The sequence below is a fragment of the Streptococcus sp. E29BA genome (genome assembly GCF_041807805.1).
GTDB classification, from domain to species: domain Bacteria; phylum Bacillota; class Bacilli; order Lactobacillales; family Streptococcaceae; genus Streptococcus; species Streptococcus entericus.
The window spans coordinates 21,911-41,277 of the sequence record NZ_JBGTZA010000001.1; the positions used below are offsets into that span (position 1 = coordinate 21,911).

Here is a 19,367-nt window from a genome sequence, read left to right on the forward strand (position 1 = left end):
CAGCTCATTGCTGCTAAATATCCAAAGAAAGTTGGTCGTCAAGGACGATTTCTTGCTGATTGGGCGAATTAAGAAAGGGAGCTAGGGCTTCTTCAATGACCTCTATAGGCTCCCCTGCTTCAATCAGGGGCGAAAGAACATCGTATTGGGCTTTAAGGTTTTGATAATGTTCTTCCTTACTAAAGACCCTCTCAATCTGTTCCTTGGCAACGGCTGCCTTATCCCTCATGGTCTTGGCCAAAGCCTCTGTTGTTTCTTTGTCCTTTTCAATGTCGTCAATCACATTGTTAATCCGCTGGAGGGTACCAATAGGGGATTTCAAATCCAGACTAACCGAATACTGATTATCTCCGACCACTCGCAAGGTGACAATGTCAGGAACAGGCTCGCTCATGCTTCTGGTCGTCACCTTCAAGGCAAATCCTCGGTAATGGGCAAGGGTGCGAAGTTCCTTGGTCTCAGAACGATTCTGACGGATCAACTGGTGCAGGTACTCCCCTGCCTCGCCTTTTTCGGTGTAGGTTTGGCTGCCAAAGGACATGACAAAATCCTTGCCTTTACTATTTTTTGACCGCTCAATGTCCTGGTCATAAAGACTAAGCCGTTTTTCCATAACCGGCAAATCCCGCTCCGCCACCCGTATGGTTTGACGGTAATCGTCTTTAGTTCGCTCAAAGGCACGCCGTTCATTGTCCAAAAGCCCCAACTCATTTTCCAGCTCCATCTTGAGTTTAAGAAAAGGATTGCCTGTAGCCAAAGCCTTGAAATCAGAGGCAGTCATGGTCTGCTCATCAATGTCTTCTGCCGCCCGAACAGGCTCTTTAGAGGTCATAATTTGTTTAATATATCGTAACTTATTTTCTTGTGTTGCCCACAAGTAATTATCGAATGAGCCTTTCGTAATGTAATGGTAAATCTCTACATGTTGGTGCTGATTGCCTTGTCTAATCAAACGTCCATTGCGTTGCTGAATGTCCGAAGGCCTCCAAGGAACGTCCAAATGATGAAAAGCCTTCATCTTAGCCTGAACGTTGAGACCCGTTCCCCCTTTTTCCGTTGAAGCCATGAGAATTCGGACCTCACCGCTATTGACCTGACGAGACAGGCTATTCTTCTTGTCGTCAGTATTGGCGTCATGGACAAAGGCAATCTGGTTGGCTGGAATCCCACGCTCGACCAAGAGGTTCTTCAATTCGTTATATATGTCAAAAACAGTTCCATCTTTCTTGGGTGTCCCAATATCTGAAAATATCATCTGAGTACTTTCTGTCACCATATTTTCCCGATAAATCCGCTCCACATTATCCACCACCTGAAGAAGTTTTTGACTGTCTGACAGCTTGTAGGCAGGGTCAATCAATCGCATGTCAATGGCGAGTTTTCTAGCCTCACCCGTTATTTTGAGCATATTATCCACCGTCGGCTCTACCAGACCGTTCTTGATGTCCTCAGACCGTACCACTAACTCCTCCAAGTAATAGCGTTGGCTATCGGTTAACTCACTCTCTACGGGGATAATCCGTGCTTCTGGCACAGGCAAATCAAGCATATCGGAGGTTTGAATATCAGCTGTTTCCTTATAAATCCGCATGAGTTCAGGCAGGTTGACAAACTTCTTAAAGCGTTTCTTAGGCTGGTACTTATCTCCCGTTGGAGACAATTCCATTGAATTCTCAATCTGGCCAAAAGCTCCTACCCAAGAATCAAAGTGTGCCACCTGATACCGCTCCAGCACATCTGGCTGGACATAGTTCATCATAGTGTAGAGTTCGCTGATGGAATTAGAGACTGGTGTCCCTGTCGCAAAGATGACATGGCGATTGTCATGCTCTGACTGGACTTGCCGCACCTTCATCTCCATGTCCACGTTCTTCTTGGCTGTGATATTGGTAATGCCTGCCACGTTGCCCAAGCCTGTGATGGGACGAATATTCTTGAAATGATGGGCTTCGTCCACAAAGAGGCAATCAATGCCCAAGTTCTCAAACTCGATAAAGCTGTCCCTATCCAGTTTTTGAAGCTCCTCTAGACGTTCTTCCAAAGAACGAATAGCCCGCTCGGATTCCTTAACGGTATAATCGTTCTCACTATTCAGATGAATCTCTCGCATCTGGCCCAACTTATCCAGAATATAGGTCTCTTGTTTGGCCTTACTCATGGGAATTTTCTCAAACTGGCTATCGCCAATGACAATGGCATCATAGTCTCCTGTAATAATCCGTGACACAAATTGCTTACGGCGAGCCTTGACAAAGTCCTTCTTGGTCGTCACAAAAACTTTCTTGGTCGGGAAAAACTTGAGGATTTCCTGACCAAATTGAGCAGTCAAACTAGAAGGGACAACATAGAGTGGTTTATTGACCACCCCCAACTCTTTCAACTTAAACCCTGCTCCAAGCATGGTCAAGGTCTTTCCTGAACCCACTTCATGAGCCAAAAGGGCTCGCTTTTCCTCCACAATCCGTTGAATGGCATTCTTCTGATGGGGGCGTAAGCTAATATTTTGAGCCAAGCCATCAATAACCAAATGGCTACCATCATAGGTCTTAGACACCGTACGGTTATACAGGCTATTGTAGGTGTCCGCAATCAAGGTCTGAACTTCTGGGGAGGACAAAACAAAGTCTTGGAAAAGTCCCTGCATATCCGCTTCCCTACTCCGCAATAGGCTAGTTCTTTCGGCATCCGTCACCTGCTTTTGCTTATCCCCCTCTTTGACCGTCTGTGTAATAGTCGGTTGATTGGAATTAAGCAGGTTCTCAAACACCTTCCGCCCACTATCATAGCGTGACCCCCTCACCCCCATAGCCGCTTCTTGGGCAGACACACGACGGTTGGTAAAGTCCTTAGACAAGGTATAGGTGCCATCAATAGGACTAACCTCAATGACATCTATTAAACTTGGGTCATCTAAGGTTTTCTCCTCGCCCAAAATCACCACATGAGCAAATTGCCCATAAACCTCGTTTGGAATCCAACGAGAGCCAATGCGGTAGGCAATATCTGCCAATCCAATTTGACGAGGTTTAACGGCCTCTAACAAACTCTGATAGTATCCCCAGTCTGCCAGGGCATTGTCCTCTTTTTGAAGCAAATCCACCTGGTCAAGCTTGGTTAAAATATCACCTGATAGAAAATCCTGACGAGAAACATAAACCACTTTTCCTAAGAGGGCATAAGCAGGGTCCAACAGAACCAAATCCCCTAATTCCTCAATCACATCACCTTCTGTTTTGCCTGGATAAAGAGACATCATAAAGGCAATATCCACCCCACGACCATCGGCTAAGCTAGTATTGAGGGCATCTTGGGCAGTCTTGACTTCCTTTAGAATACGGTCTGGACGCACCAAGGCTTTTTCAAAGGCCTGCGACTTCTTATACTTGACCTTCTTATCCACGGGGTCAATGTATTCATCTTCTAAACTAGCAAGAAGAGAATACTTGTCATCACTATCAAATAGATTGCGGTTGACGTTACTATTGAGGTAACCATGCCGTCTGACAAAGCGGTCATACTGGTTGTTTAAGTCCCCAAGTAAACCCTCAAAGACATCACGGTCATAATCATAGTCCCGCTGGAGGTCAATCATCTCCTGATAGGTATTGCGAAGGTTGACCATACCCTTAATACGGGCAACCTCCTTATCAGACAAGGTTCCTTCATAGAAGACCGTTTTCTTAAAAAGTCCCTTGTGTCGTCCTGTCTTCGTCGCTTCTTTGGACAGGTAAACATCAACGGCTGTCTCATCGGTCACATTCAAAGCCACAAAACGGTCAATGACTGCTTGAGAATGTTTGGAATCCCAAGCCACAAAATCCCCAACCTCATTGATATAATAGCTAATTTCTTCTGTCTTAGCCCCTACTCGAATCCCATCACGGTCTCGATAGTAAACAGTATCTCCCTCATAGCCGAAACTATAGAGTTCAAGGCTATCCCAAATGCTTTGTGGAATGCTTTTATCCACCTTTTTCTCCATCAGAATTTGGGATTGGATAAAGATGTTGTCCTTAACTTGTGGAAGTGACACTTGCTTCAAAGCCTCATTTAACTCTAACAATAGGGGATGGTCACTTCCCTTCAAAGATAGTGTACCACCATTAAAATTCTTGACTTCATAAGTTCCCAAAACTTGGGAGTTATGCTCACCATCAAAATAAGGATTAAGCCAAATACGGTCGTCCTTGGCATACCGCTTGCTTCCCGAAAAAGCAAGATCATCTGTGAATGCTCTCTTGTTCAAATCCTTTTGGAAGAAGAGAATATCAGTCGTGACACTCGTTCCTGCGATAGCCTTAAAGGCCGAATCGGGCAGACGAACCCCACCCAAAAACTGGGTCGTGTCCTTGATGTCCTGCAAGACATTGTCCACCCGCTTATCCATTGTTCCCGTTGAGGAAATGACCACCACTTGCCCAGTATCATGAACCACGTCTAGGGACTTTTTAATAAAATAATCATGGATCATATAGGGCTTGTCATAACGGTTGTCCGCGATCCTAAAATTACCAAAGGGAATGTTTGAAATAACCAGGTCAAAACTATCCGTCTGAAAAGGCACATCCTCAAATCCCTGAACGAAAATGGTGGCATTGGGGTGAAGCTGTTTGGCAATAGAACCTGTAATGCCATCTATCTCCACACCGTAAAGGTCGCACTTCTCCCTTAACTGTTCTGGCATGGTCGCAAAAAAATTCCCTGTTCCCATAGACGGATCCAGCACCCGTCCGCCTGTAAACCCATCTGCGACCAACTTATCCCACATAGCTCTCACAATAGCTGGGTCGGTATAGTAAGCAGTCAGAGAACTCTGCTTCATGTCAGAGTATTCCTTATCAGACACCAATCTCTTTAGCTCTGCCCGTTCTATCTCAAACTGAGGATTGTAGTCGTCAAAAAAACTATTGGCTAGACCGCCCCAGCCGACATACTTGGCTAATATCTCCTGTTCAGGTGGGCTTGCCTGCCGCCCAGACTTGTCTAGCTCTTTAACGAGACGGATGGCTGCGAGGTTAGCTTCCACCTTAGCCCGTGTCCCTTTAGGGTAAAAATCGGTCAAGTCCTCTGGAAAGGCAAAATTCTGAACAGGCTCAACCTTAACTAGCTCAGGCTCCTTTTCAAGCACACTAGGCTCGTCTTGAATAACCGCTTGGTCTTTTGGAGCCTCCGTTCTTTCTGCAGGACCTTTGTCTGAAGTGGGGTCTGTTTGACTGTCATCTAGGAAGGAAAAGAGGTCGATGTCATCAGAATCCTTTGTTACTGCAAAGTCATTACTTTCTTTAAAAGCCTCTGACTTTTCTGGTCGATAAACCAGCTGGCTCTTTTCCAATGCACCAAGCGAGCCGACATAAAATACAGGACTGTCTAGCACATCATCATCGGGTAAAGCAGCTAACTCAACTCTAATCTGACCCTGGTCTTCCCTAATATCTGCGACCTCAAACAGATGTTCACCATAACTGGCTAAACTTCCCAGAGGATACATTTTTTGAACCTCTTCCTTGAGTTCTGACAGGCTATCATCAAAGGCACTTTCCGGTTCTTTAGCCTGAAGTTCTTCCAATAATAAACGAGACGCCTTGTCTGGCTCTGCTTGAGCCATTCGCTCAAAGATTTTAGCCTCCTCTAGCTTCAGCCCATCTTTGGTCATCCGATTGCCCACAAAGACCAAACGCTCATAAGGGAGGCTGCTCTCAAGGAAAAATGTAACGCTATCTCTGTCTAATCCCTGGTCAAGCAATTCCACCGCAAGCCTCAATTGATTGACTGAAGCATGAGGATACTGCCCTAAATAAAGTAACTCTTTTCTGGACAAACGGTATTTCCCAACCGCATCTAACAAGACACCTCGACTATCCTCTGAGAAATGCTCAACAGGGAAACCAACTTCCTCTAAAAGCTGGTAGTTTCTTGTCAAGAGCTGACGACTGAGGTCTACCAATTCTGCCAGTTCCTGAGAACCTGGCTCTCTAGCCAATTCATCTGCCGACCCATCCGCTTCCAGATAGGTAAAAATCGTCTCCCCTTCATAGATGGGGGGTTGCCTGCGTTCCTCATCAAAGTCACCCAAACGAAATTGTAACGGTCGCTCTAGTTTGGCTAATTCATCGTAGTGGCTTAAAATGACAAACTTTTGGGTCAAGTTCAAGTGCTCATAGGCCTCATAGTGCTGGCTCTTGCCTAAGCGACGGTCATAAGAAGAGAGTGGTTCAGCTTGATTGGTCAGATAAGCCGTTACCACATTATCAACTTCTTCAAATCTGACGGTTTCTTCCTGCTTCACCTGACTGAGCTCTGCTTTTTTCTGGTCGAACTGAGTAATGATCTCGGCTTTAATGCCCAAGGGCAAGTCCTGATAGGCTGGCAAGTGCGCCACAAGTAAACTCGTCTTATCTAACCTGGCCACCGGTTGACCGTAATGGGCAACCAGATCTTGGTCAGTGGTTTCAAAGGTTAGTTCTGGCTTTGGGATAGTTGGGGCTTCATAGTTCAAAATAAACAAATCAAGGTCTCGGCTAATACGGTCTGCTAGGTTGTTAGCCACCTTAGACACATTGATAAAATCCACCCGTTCCATTTGCGATACCAAACGCTTCAGTGAGACACCATGATAGCTTCCCTGTTGGTCTAGAAGTTGACAATAAACAGCAAGATTATAGGTCGCAACCAATACCACCATATCTTTTTCAAAAGGGGTAAGTTGAGGGATTTGGCGTAAACCAGTTTGGGCAAAATGATAAGCATAAGCGCCCAAATGTTCAAAAGGTTGGTCTCCTTTTCTCAGAAAGGCAACTAGCTCCTCACTCACATCGTAGGGAGTTGGGAAAAGGGGAACATGACCTTCCTGCTCGATAAAGGTTTCCAAAAGCCTTTCCCAAGGCTTATCAAAATGGTGGGCTTGAAAACGTAGAAGAGCCTCTTTAATGGCCAAATCTTGGTGTTGATGTTGACGGAGGCGGTGGCTGATGGCTTGTGTATTCATCTAGTAGTTCTCCTTTGATTTTCTTTAGTCAAAAAGGACTGAGAAAGCTCTCAGTCCCAATCGCTTAGAGGGTCATGGACAGCTCTCGCTGTGCGTCTACTTGAGATCTAGTTAGGTCTGCCATGTAGCTTCGTAAGAACTGGGAACGACTATCCAACCTGTCTTGGGCAAGAGCCAAATGAACTAAGTCTCCGAAATAATCGTCACTATCTACGTCCAGCTGGTGGCGAATCAAATCATCTAAAGTCTCCAAACTATAGGGGTCAAAGTTGCCCAACTCCCAATCATCAGACGACACCAAATAGGCAGACGACCGACCTTGGAAGACCTCTGAGATAAACTCATTCACATCCCCTGTTCGATAGAGCTTGTCTAACAGTCGGGTCAGGTCTTGCCTAATCACTTCGCTCTGCTCATCCGCAACTAGACGGAGGTGTTCATCTAACAGATAAATGTCATCTGTTGCCATATAGTAAGCATAGAGGTCATTAAGAAGTGTTTGACTGGTGATTTGGGTCTCCACACTCATGACTGCCTTAGTAAAGGCTGACGTATCTTGGTCCAAAAAGTGCTGCATGACCTGTCTCATCTCTTGGAATGTTGGAGTGCGACCAGATAGGATTTCTGCCAAATCAGCTACCCCATCGCCATCAGAATCAGGGCTTAAGGGATTGGTTCCTAAAGCCAGTTCCTGGGCATCTGTGAGACCGTCTCGGTCACTGTCTTGGGTGTAAAAGGTCTTAGGCATGGCTATCCTCACTTTCTAGCTCTTTCTTCTTACGGTGTAACCCATACGCCAGACCTAGCATCAAGCCACCTCCAACAAGACTAAGGATAGAAGCTTCCTCTCCTGTTTGTGGGAGACTAGCAACTAGACCAGGTGTTTGTGGAGGAACTGGTGTTGGAATTGGAGTTCCTGGAACTTCTGGCTTTGGAGTAGGAGGTGTCGGTGGGATTACCGGCTCAGGAGTCGTCGTTTTAACTGTATTAGAGGTAATGGTAACCCCATTAACTATATGGCTAAAGGTATTTTCCACTTCCCCAGCCGCAATCCGTTTCATCTGAAGGTAGATATCTGCTTGGAAGGTGGAATCGTCTGAAATGCTGGTCAGAAAAGCCTTATCAAAGGAAATAGACACTTGACCAGATGTGGTATCAACCGTTTGAAGCGTGTACTTGGTCACTTCTGTCCCCGATTTTAGGACTGTCCCATCTGCCAAGGTCACGTCCGTCATCAGGTAAGCCTGATAAACACCGTCATACTGGTCATGGGTTTCATCGTAATCATCACTAAAGCTATACGCTGTAAGAGCTGTCGCACGATTGGCTGGAATATGTGCGCCTTGAAGACGATAGGTAAAGACCTGATTAAGGGCAATCTCCTTGCCATCCAAACTCTGGTCCTTGTGAGATAGGTCGATGACCACATCCTTTTTGGGGTCTAGTTTTGGCACGTTGTTCACAACAGTATCCGTCACATAAGCCACCCCAAAATCCAGCTGGTAAGCGGTGTTGCGATAATCTCCACCTGTCTTTATCATGTCTTTTTTAATGGTCATGGGATTGGTCACGACAAGGGTTTGACCTGTTTTGACATAAGTGTCGTAAAAGGTCTGTGGGTCATCTGCCGAGAAGACCTGAATAGCACCTTTTGGCACAAAGTGTTGACTAGCCATCGCTTCTTGGACGGCCTTGGGTGCTTTAGACAAGGACGTATAAACCTTAACCGATAAGCCCTTAACAGCCTGCCCTTGACCATCAACAATCTGAATACCTTCTGGATTTAACTCCAAGGCCTCTTCTGGGTAATCGTCCACCATAAAGAAACCTTTTGTAATCTGGTCTTTGGTCGCAGACATGCCCTTATAGGCACTGTAATCCATGACAATCTTGTAGTAATTAACGGTATCAGGTAAGACCGTCTTCCCATCAATGGTCACGCCCTTGTCAGTGGTGTTGGATTTTTTAGGCGTAACAATCGAAATGAAGTTGGATACGTCTTCCGTCTCGTAGGCCAATCCAAAATCAACTTGATAGGCTTTATTGGTATAGGTCTGACCCGAGTTATAAAGGCTGTCCTTGACGGTCATAGGGTCAATAATAGTTAGAGATTGACCGGTCTTGACATAAGTCTCATAGAAGGCCTGGTTGTCTTTTGGTCGAAAGACCTGAAAAGCACCCTTAGGACTAATCTTCTTAGCCCGCAAGGCTTCTTTCAAGCTATCTGGAGCCTCTTCCAAGTTCTGATAGGTCTCTACCAGAATATCCCTTACCGTCTGACCGTCTGGTGTTAAAATCTGAATAGCCTTGGTGTCAATCTCTAGGGCTTCTTCTGGGTAGTCATCCACAAAGTAAAAGCCCTTGGCAATAGCATCTTGAGTCGCCACAATCCCCTTGTACTGGTCCAAATCCCAAGACAAGGTATAGAAGTTTTTTGAACCAACAAGCATGGCCTGACCATTGATGTCAACTTGGTCTGCATTAAGGTTCTTCTTGACAGGTTCTGGTGTCACAAGGGTATTGGTCACTTCCTTGGTCGCATAACCATTGCCAAAATCAATCTGATAGGCAGTATTGGCATAGGTTAAGATCTTATCCTTGAGGTCTGTACGAACCGTCATGGGACTGGTCACTAAAAGGCTAGTACCTGTCTTGACATAAGTGTCATAAAAGCCTTGATTATCTTCTGGAACAATGACTTGAAAAGCTCCTTTAGGGCTAATCTTAGCTGTTGTTAGCTGATGTCTAAGCCTTTCTGGAGCTTCTGACAAGTTCTTGTAAGTCGTCGCCACAAAACCAGATAAGGGCTTTCCGTCTAGACTTGTGACGATGACGGCTTTATCATCGGTCATCACAGCTTCTTCTGGAAAATCATCTAAGAGGAAGAACCCTTTGCCAATCGTCTCCTTGGACGACTGGTCCCCCTTATACTGGTCTAAATCCCAGTTCAAGGTGTAATGATTGGTTGAGCCAACCAAGACCACCGTGTCATTGATAACAACGCCATCACTGTTTTTGTTGGTCTTATCAGGGATTATCAAGGTCGTTGTGGTTCCATCACCAGGTGTCCGAACCGTGACAGGGTTTGAGGTGACGGTGTAGGCTGTTGGTGTGCCTTGGTTGATAAAGAGCTTATAAGCATTGGTGTAGGTGGCTCCATCATTAACCACTGTACCGTACAAAACAGGAGCTGTCAGGCGATAGCTCTTCGCTAAGTCCTTATTGACTTCAGAGAGAAGACTGTCTTTAGCTGTCAAGCGAACCAGGTGTTTAGAGCTGTCATAAACAAGATCATAGGCGGTGTTCTCTGCCTTGGTTGTCGTTTCATTCAGGACATAACCTGCGGGTAAGTAATCCTCAAAGATGAGGCTAGTTGTCGTGACACGATTTGAAGACAAGTCCCCTACTTCCAAAGGGTAGTTGACTGGGGAACTCTTAGCGACCTGAGTCTTGTCAATGGACACACGGTCACTATTTTCCACGTCCTTATGGATACCTAGCTTTGTCTCTAAGCGGTAACCATGTACGTGAACGCTTGGAGCCGCTGGTGGCGTAGGCGTTTTCTCATAAACAGGTTGGGTCGGTAAAGCCACCTTCACCAGTGCCAAACTAGGTTCTTCAACAGGAGTGGTCGGTTTTGGGGTGAAAGTTACTAGAGGTTCCGGGGTAAAGGTCTTTGGCGTATAGACAGACGGGGTATAGGTTAAGGGGTCTGGAACAGGGTCAAGGTTAGGTTTGACCAAGGGTTTTGGCGTGTACGGTCGGACGGTTCGTGCCACAGGCAAGGTATTGAGGGCAAACCAATAGGTCTTACCTCCCACCTGAGTGGGCATATCCCCCTGACCAAAGGTTACTCGGTAAGTATTTCCTGAAGTCACCGTTGAGACAATCGCCCCCTTATAAGCATAGTGGCTGGAAGTCGTGTCCCACTCTTCAGGTGTACCAATTTCATGGGCTCGGTTAGAACCAAGCGACCGTGCTAGACCTTCATCCGTGACCTGAACAGTTGACCCATTGATAGGGACAAATTTACCCGATGAATCCTTAACATACTCTAGCCCGATGTTGTTATGGTTGAGTGACAAGTGGGTAAAGACACCTGGCTGCTCCTTTGAGAAGCTCACTTGACTGCCGTCAGCTAGGGTGTACTTGGCGTCTACTCGAAATTCCATCTTGTCATTTCGCCAGTCGCCCGTCCCGTCTCCGCGATAGGCAATAAAGCCTTCTGTCGGGTCATTAGGAACAACCAGCGTCACGCTATTGGTGCCTGCAGGCGAAACAAGGTTGGTGATGTCATAAGTCACACCTGTAATCTTCTTGCCCGCAAAACTAGCGTTTTGAAGGTTGGAATAGTTGAACCGCAAGGTCTCCCCTGTCCGAAATTGGTCATAGACAAAGAAGCCTGTCGAATCAAGAATCCGACTATAGCCTCCCAACATGGCATCCCCCGTGCTAATAATGTGGTCGGGATTACGAGTCGCTGCTCCGTGCTGGGCTTGGGGTTCCCCACGATTAAGGTCGAGAGCCTGGGCAAGAGCTTCTGAAATGTATCCCTCTTCGCCTTTTCTAATCTCCGCCAGTTCTCTATCATAGCGAGCTTTTTCCGAGGCATTATAGGCTTCATTGGCCTTGTTAGTCGCATCGGCTTCTGCCTGTTTCTGGGCATTGCCTTTTTTAATGGCTGCAATCTCTGCCTGACGATTGGTCACTTGGGCTTGCTTGTCCTTATTGGCCTGGTCCACCGCTGCTTGACCACGGCGATTCTCCTCGTCAATGGCAACCTGACCTGCCTGATTTCGCTGGGTAATGGCCTCGTTATCGTCTTTTGCTTTGGCTAAACCAGCTGCATTTTCAGCTTCAATCTGCTTATTTTTAGCCGTTTGAGCGTCTGCTTCCGTTTTTTTAATCACATAGGTGTCAATAGCAGATTGGTTCTGCTCACTAACCCCTTGGACCAGTTTGGTGTAGCCCTCATAGGCTTCAGGAGATGTGCCATCGCCTGATGTGATGGTCTTATCCGTCACCCTTACCTTGACATTTGAAAAACGCTTGGTCAAATCAGAAACACTAGCATTGACGTCCTTCTCAAGGTTTTTCGCCACGTCTTCTGCTTGTTTATGACTGGTTTTCAGAGTTTCGTTCTCTCCGTCAATCCGTGCCACTTCCGCCGCATGATCTGCCTTATCTGACTGGTACTTAGCTGTCACATCTTTCAGCTCGGATACCTGCTTATCCATATCAGCCTTAGCGGTGTCAAGGCCTTGACTGGTTTCTTCAGCTGTCTGGGTAGTTCCAAGGTCCATGTCTTGACCTGATGTAATTGTCACCCCCTCTGCCTTAGCGTCATTGATTGCCTGCTTTAATGTCGTCTCATCAATGGTCACAGGCATGGTTCCTTGCGACTGACCTGTTTCAGAAAGTGACGTTGTGTGTTCACTTGTCTCAGCAGGCTGGGCTTCAGGAAGGTTGGTCGCTGGATTATCCGTCAGAACAATGGGAGTTTCAACAGATATCGTGGCTAACTCATCTGCCTGAGCAACCCCGCCACCTAAAGCTAGCACCGCCGTTGCGACTGTTCCTAGTGCAACAGAACAAAGCGTACGGTATTTCTTACTTTTACGAAAGACATGTTTCTCACCCTTTTCTTGGGTAATAATTGGTTTCACTTGAATGGGTAGGGTCATGGGACACTCCTTTATAGGTTATTTTGTCGATTACCATAAGAACTGGCTAATCTTGCCCCATCATACCAAGAAGGAGTTGCATATTTTATCACGAAAAAAAGCCAGTAGCAAAAAGGCTACTGGCTGGTTGTTGACTGAAATCTCATACTTCAATTAGAGGAACTCAGAAAAATCTCGATTTTCTCTAAGATAATAAATCTCAATCTGATTATTATTTAGATATTTTGCATAAATGCACTGCACAGGTGCACCAATTGGAAAGGTCTTTTGTCGCTTCAAGTCTAACAGAGACTGCGGAACAACTTTAGAACGAGTATCCTTTAGTGTCAATGCTAGAATTTGTTTTTTAGTCCTTAAAGCATAATCAAATTCCAAATATAAATAACGCCCCGATTGGGTTAAATGAACATATTGCCCAATCAATTCTCCTACTGAACCCAAAACTTGTAATTTTTGAAAGGTTGTACCATCTCGCTTAATCATCATATCATCAACAACAAGATGTCGAAGCAAACAATCATCAAAAAAACTAGCAGGTCCTTTACGATAATCAATGCCACACAGGTGCATAAAATTAGTCGTTGAAAAATGAATAGCTACCATGTCATTATCTGTACCATAGTGAACTACCTTATTTCTAAAATACCGATTAAAGAAAGTTGCAGCTTCAAACATCTTCTCAAAATAGCGACGCAAAACGATAATTTCGTTTGAGCTTGGTCTCTTATACTCACTTGATTGTCTTGCCATCATACCTCCAAATTAAAATAAGTGACCTACCGGAAGGCAAGCCACTTATCAAGGTCGGTTTATTCTGGTGTCTGCCACCGCTTAGCCCTTAGGTCTAAGATTTTTATCAGGTTTCATTCTGGTGCCTGCCACCGCCTGACCCTTATGTTCAGGTTTACTATCAGATTGACCATGAGCCGACCACTCATCTACATCATCATTATACACTATATTTAATACTATTTCAAGCTAGACGATTATTAAATCATACAATTAACCAAAAATGACTTCAGTTGTTTTGTATCAGGGAACAACTGGAGTGCTAGTGTTTTAATTCTAACTCAAGAATAGTGATTTGTCAAATCGTTGATTATTTCACCGTATAAGCAAAACTCATAGCTGCGTCTGGTCCGCTGATTTTTCGGAAGGTGTAGTTTGGATTGCCATTGACATTGGTCTCTGAAATCAAGAATGAGCCATCTGGGTAGACTTTCTCGACAAATGCCACATGACCGTAAGGAATAGGTGTGCCGTGACTGCCTCCCGCAAAGGAGATAATAGCCCCTGCTTGAGGCATTGAACCCGTCTCACCTCCTAAAGCTGATGCAGAACCCACCCAATCTTGACCATTTCCCATAACGCTAGTAATAGGAATTTTCTCTCCGTTTCGCCCTTTGAGCTTGAGACCAAGCTGGTTAATGCGTGCCGCAACTCCCCAAGTACATTGGCCGTAGGCATAGCCCATCCCATCACCACCTCCAGGGATAGAATTGTCAAAGAGGTCTCCTCTAACGGCTTCTAGGGCAGCTGGATCACTCTGAGCGGTGCCTCCATTTGGTTGACTAAAACCTTTTTCAATCTGATAGTACCACTCGGCAGCTCTGGTTTGACGTTCCAAGAGCTTGTCACCACTATTGCCCTCCCAATAGGTCAGAAAGACCTGGGCTAGACTAGCTGGACTGCCCGTATGCTGGAAGAAATCTTTGAGCCAATTGGTGTAATAGGGATTGTCTCCCTCAAGCATAAAGTCCAACTGAAGCTCTAAATCATACCAGGGCTTGCCCTTTCTCTTGGCGTACTCCAGAAGCAAGGTGTGGCGACGTGAACCGTCTGCGGTGTCCGTCCATTGCCCTAGACCAAGGCCTCGACGAAGAATGTTGGGATAGCTACCGTTATAAATGGCAGGACCACCCATAGACAGCCAGTTAGGGTCGTCCCATGAGCTATCGCTTGCCCCAACAGGTGGGCTCAGGTAATCCCCTTCTGCCCGTTTTGGGTTAATGCCTGATTCAACTGACCAGTTGCCTAAGATGGCTGCGATAGCCTGATTGGTCGCTCCCTTAGCTTTTAGAAAGATATAAATGGCTTTGGCTCGTTCAAATTCATCCCCACCAAATTGACCGATATTGGGTAAGATAGTGGTCTGGACTTGAACCACCTTGGGAAAGTAAAAGGCTGGATTGACCGCAACTAATTTCTTTTGGTCTGGGTCATATTTCTCATAGGACACTTTAAGACCTGTGTTAGTCTTGGTCTGACCAATTCTATCACCCGCAACGACTCTTTGCCCCTCAACCAAGCGACCGGTGTGAATGCCATACAAACGCAAAGAGACTGAACTGACCTTTTTACCAGCGGTAATAACGACATCATCACCGTCCAGATGAATCGTCCCATCAAGAGGGGCGAGAACCGCTTGATTTTCCTTTGCTTCAAGGATAATAAACTCTTGCATGGTGGGCTTACCGTCCAAATGATAGTAGCCATAGCGATAGGTCATGGGCAAAACATCATCATCTGTCTTGCCCTCAAAAGGGTTCTCAAGTTCCTGCATACTGGCATAGACACCTTCCTCCGACAGTTCCTTGAGGTCATCTTGTTCCTCTTTGGACAATTGATAAGGCGGCCTATTATAAAGCTCTGCCATAGTTTTAAGGCTATCTCCACCATTTAAGTCCTGCCAGAGCGTGGATAGGTAATCTTTATAAGTGCTAGAGGGTGGCAAGACACTTATCCTATCTTCTAAGGCATAATCCTGAAACTGGCTATTCATATAAGCCATGACCTCATCTATCTTGGTGTAGTAGGTAATCCCCTTTTCGCTGGTTCGGGTCTGTTCCGCATCCTCCCACGTCATGTGAGTGTAAGCCTTGGTCAATTCAAACTCATCTTGTTGGATAAGGGTCTGACTGGCAAAGCCTAAAAAGAAAGACATCATTAGAAGCAGAAAACATAAGAGACCAGAAACAATCCAGGTGACAGGATTGCCAATTATAGTCATAAAGGCTTGTTTGAAACTGGAGATGAAACTTTGCACAACCCTACCAACTTGTCTGGTCTGGTGTGCTCGCTTTGCGACTTGCCGTTTAAGACGATAAAGGACCTTCTCATCTTGCTTCGTCAACCGCCACCCTTTTCCAGAACGCCAGTTTTGGTAACGTTCTTTAGTATTTCTAGCCCGTCTGACCATAAATCGTGAGCTGGCTTGCGAGAGCTTGACGGCCACTTTACCTGTGTCAATACCTGTTCTGGAGTAACGTGCCACCTGGTAGCTGGTGTCCACTACTTCCCTAGCACCAGACAAGTCGTCATCTTGACTGGTGAGGTAAAGGGCTTCTCGCCCAATCAGTTTACTTGCACGTTTGACCTTGTTCGTGGGTGACTTGTGCTTGGTGGCTGTCTTAACCTGTTTCAGCTCTCGTTTGCTTTGAGAGACTTCCTGTTCAGCCTGCAAACGCTCAATAGACTTGGCTTGGTAGAAAAAACGAGAGCCTTTGGCATCATCTACTTGGACAGATGCTTTTTTCTTATCTTTAGCCTTTTCTTCCTCCTTGACGTTTTTCAAGTGTTGCCTGGCCTGCTTGTGTCTGGCCTTAGCCTGCGGGAGGCGATAGGCTTTCAATTCCCTGTGGGTCAGGTCATGGGGATTGGCAGTTGATAAGAGGTTATCAAACCGCTTGTCTTCCTCTTCTTTGAGGTCATCAAACTCTTGCTTGGCACTAGAGAGGGCTTCTTGATAGGTTTGTTTAGCAGGAGAAACTTTTCCAGATTTAGATGATACAACACGATGAAACAGAAGGTTTCGTCTGCCCAGATGAGCAGTCAAATTCTTCTTCGCTTCCTGTCGTTTGAGACGATAGGTGCGTCTGCCCTGTCTGAGATTGCTTTTCCTCGTGAGCCTTGCGCGCTTCAGTTCTTTCTTGGTGACAGCCATCCTACTCGTCCTCCTGCTTTACCTGAACCATCTTATCGGGGTCCGTGCTCATCAGGTCAAAGAGTTGGGTATCGGCAGGAATCCGGTTCTTGAAAGGCACAACCGTGTGACCAGCCTTAATAAGACCTGCTCCACGCTCGGGATTGACCAGGTATTTCTCCAATTCCTTAGACAAGCCAAGCAGATGAACTAATTCTTCTCGGTCATTTTTGGCCTGTTTGAGCAGAATCATAAACTCACTATTGGCCAAAATCCGTCGCCCATTGGCATCCATCAATAGGGTTTCCACGTTTTGGGTAATACCCGTTGGAATGGCCCCGTACTTTCTCACCCGGCTCCAGAGCTTGAAAAAGAAATTACTGGCGTATTCATCTAACAATAGGAGCTGCATCTCATCAAAGTAAATCCAAGTGGTTTTCCCCAGTTGTTGGTTTCTGACCACCCGATTCCAGATTTGTTCAAAGACTACCATGAGGGCAATGGGCTTGAGGGCTTCTCCTAGTTTTTTGACATTGTAAATCACAAAGGACTTATCCGTCGTCACGTTGGTTCGGTGGGCAAACATATCTAGCGACCCTTTGACATAGAGTTCCATATCAAGAGCTAGATTACCTGCTTCTGGTTCAGGTTGCTTGGATAAGACAAAAACCCATTCTTCCAAGGTTGGCTCTGTGAAATGTTGGTAGGTCAGCCGCGTCACTCGGTCAATGATTGACTTCTCTCGACCGTCCATCTGTCGGTCTAAGAGCTTGCCAATCCAGGACAAGAGGAACTCTGACTTGAGCTTGACAGGGTCTTCATCAAAGCCATGGCTAGATAAGTCTAAGACATTCAGAAAGGTCTGGCTATCTGGGGCAATAATGATGCTTTCCCCATCAAAGGCTTGACCAATCAAACCATACTCATTTTCTGGGTCAACCACGATAATATCTGTCTTGTCATCGACTTCTTTGAGCCTAGTGGTGGTGATTTCATGCTTGGTTCCCATGCCCTTACCTGCCCCCGATGTCCCTAGGATAAGACCAGACGGGGTATTGAGAGCCTTGCGGTCAATGGTGATGATGTTATTTGAAATCTGGTTAATGCCATAGTATTTCCCTCCCTTGTCTTGCAAATCCACCGAAGTCCAAGGAGATTGCACGGCGATATTGGAGGTCAAGAGGCTGCGAGAAATGCCTTGAAGAAAGTTTTTCCCAAGAGGGAGAAGGCTATTAAAGGCGGCTTCCTGCATATAAGGCAAGGGGTCAATAATCAAGTCGTGAGAGCCAGCGACCTGTCGCATATCATTCAGGGCTTCTTTGAGGGCTTCTGGGCTGTCTTCTAACAGTCCAATCAGAAAGACCGTCTCAAAGAGTTTATCCCCTGTTTTAGTCATGGTGCTGAGGAGGTCATCCGCCTCATCAATGGTGGTTTCTAGAACATGACTAGCCTTTTCCAAATAGATGCCTGAGCGAGCCATCTTTTGTTGCTCACCGATTTTCTGGGATTCCATAAGGGTCTTCTTGGTTCTAACCTTGGCCATAGCTTCTGACTTTTGCGACCCTTGGGCATGAAAACTGATAATGAGTTCCCTATCTGTCTGCATGAGGTCACGGATAAAACCATCCCCTAACTCTGTCCCATAGTCCCTGACATAGACCACCTGTAAATAACGGTCGTCAATAGCCAGATAGTCCTTGTGCTTAAAGGACATGCTTTGTGGCGCAATGAAATGCTTGGTCGTTAGACCTGATAGAGCCAAATCCTTATAGCTAAACGGTAAGTGATTGTCTCCTCGAAGCATATCCGCAAGGTAATTGACCCTAGCTTCTCCCTCTAGGAGATGGAAGGTACAGTCAATTTCAGCCAGACCATTTTTGACATACTCACCAACTTGGGATAAGGAGCGATGAGCTTGTTTGGTTGAGGTATCCGTCCGCCCAAAGGTTATCAATTTGATAGTGTTAAAATTGTTTTCACCATTGTCCAAATTCTGGTTCATCATCTGGTTCAGTTCCTCACGGAAATGATTGTAGCCATCATCATGTAGGGGATAAAGCACACTTGAACGGAACCTATCTAGGTTGACCCGTTGATTAAAGAGGGTTAGCTGAAAATGCGTGCGGTCATCTAAAGCGTTAATCATGTCCGAATACTTGTCCACAATAAGCGCTCGCTCCTCCAGCCCAACGGTCTGGTAATTGACATCACCCAAAAGATAGCTTTGGGAATAATAGTCAGGGGTGACTTGCATGAGGCCATTCTCAAACAATCCTTGATAAGCGATCGTGTTGACGGTTGTTGGTTGAAGTTCTTGACGAAGCTCTTTTTGTCGCTTCTTATCAGTCGCAGATAGCTTGGATTTCGTTGATGGTTTTAGTAGGTTTCGCATGGGTATTTTCCTTTCCAGTTAGGGTACGTACAGGGACAGTAAGGGCAAACCGTAGGCGGTAATGCAGGTAGTGTTCAAAGGCTAGGTGATTGGGGCGATAGACCCCAAATAGAAGCAAGGGAAGGGTAAAACTCCCTGTAAAACCATAGACAAACCAGTCCCCAAACTGCCAAAAAAAGAGATTGAGTCCAAGGACTAGAATGGTTATCGCTAAAGCTGGCAAGACAAAAATGACCTGCCGTGTGGTAAATCCTAACCAAGCTCGGTGCTGGTATTTTGAAATGTCCTTAAAGACACGGGTGTTCATTCAATAATCCTCCATAACTAAGATATGATTGACAAAAACGGAGCAGACCCTCTACTCCGTTATCGTGTTAAGCTGGA

6 protein-coding genes and 1 pseudogene are annotated in these 19,367 nt (G+C 45.8%); all 7 read right to left on the minus strand.

Features of this window, described 5'->3' with window-relative positions; all coding sequences use genetic code 11:
* Positions 1–13 precede the first annotated feature (13 nt).
* The gene (locus ACERC8_RS00135) at positions 14–6,985 is read right to left on the minus strand and encodes a DEAD/DEAH box helicase family protein (protein WP_373657868.1); all 6,972 of its coding nucleotides are present in this window, start codon (positions 6,983–6,985) and stop codon (positions 14–16) included.
* A 601-nt stretch (positions 6,986–7,586) separates the two neighbouring features.
* Positions 7,587–7,733, minus strand: a pseudogene (locus ACERC8_RS00140) (calcium-binding protein); the annotation flags it as partial.
* The gene (locus tag ACERC8_RS00145) at positions 7,726–12,669 is read right to left on the minus strand and encodes an SspB-related isopeptide-forming adhesin (protein WP_373657869.1); all 4,944 of its coding nucleotides are present in this window, start codon (positions 12,667–12,669) and stop codon (positions 7,726–7,728) included. The gene ACERC8_RS00145 and the pseudogene ACERC8_RS00140, both read right to left, overlap by 8 nt.
* Before the next feature lie 153 nt (positions 12,670–12,822).
* Entirely contained in the window at positions 12,823–13,419 is a 597-nt protein-coding gene (locus tag ACERC8_RS00150) for a PBECR4 domain-containing protein (protein WP_228025472.1), read from the minus strand.
* A gap of 349 nt (positions 13,420–13,768) precedes the next feature.
* Positions 13,769–16,612, minus strand: coding sequence for a phage tail tip lysozyme (locus tag ACERC8_RS00155; RefSeq protein ID WP_373657870.1), 2,844 nt, complete (start codon positions 16,610–16,612; stop codon positions 13,769–13,771).
* A gap of 1 nt (position 16,613) precedes the next feature.
* The gene (locus ACERC8_RS00160) at positions 16,614–18,983 is read right to left on the minus strand and encodes a VirB4-like conjugal transfer ATPase, CD1110 family (protein ID WP_373657871.1); all 2,370 of its coding nucleotides are present in this window, start codon (positions 18,981–18,983) and stop codon (positions 16,614–16,616) included.
* Entirely contained in the window at positions 18,934–19,290 is a 357-nt protein-coding gene (locus ACERC8_RS00165; RefSeq protein WP_373657872.1) for a PrgI family protein, read from the minus strand. The genes ACERC8_RS00160 and ACERC8_RS00165 overlap by 50 nt, the downstream gene beginning before the upstream one ends.
* Between the last annotated feature and the right edge of the window lie 77 nt (positions 19,291–19,367).

What these genes read in the sequence shown, in the direction of transcription:
- ACERC8_RS00135 (WP_373657868.1), bottom strand. Translation starts at nt 6,985, where the DNA reads ATGAATACACAAGCCATCAGCCACCGCCTCCGTCAACATCAACACCAA.
- ACERC8_RS00165 (WP_373657872.1), bottom strand. Translation starts at nt 19,290, where the DNA reads ATGAACACCCGTGTCTTTAAGGACATTTCAAAATACCAGCACCGAGCT.
- ACERC8_RS00155 (WP_373657870.1), bottom strand. Translation starts at nt 16,612, where the DNA reads ATGGCTGTCACCAAGAAAGAACTGAAGCGCGCAAGGCTCACGAGGAAA.
- ACERC8_RS00145 (WP_373657869.1), bottom strand. Translation starts at nt 12,669, where the DNA reads ATGACCCTACCCATTCAAGTGAAACCAATTATTACCCAAGAAAAGGGT.
- ACERC8_RS00150 (WP_228025472.1), bottom strand. Translation starts at nt 13,419, where the DNA reads ATGGCAAGACAATCAAGTGAGTATAAGAGACCAAGCTCAAACGAAATT.
- ACERC8_RS00160 (WP_373657871.1), bottom strand. Translation starts at nt 18,983, where the DNA reads ATGCGAAACCTACTAAAACCATCAACGAAATCCAAGCTATCTGCGACT.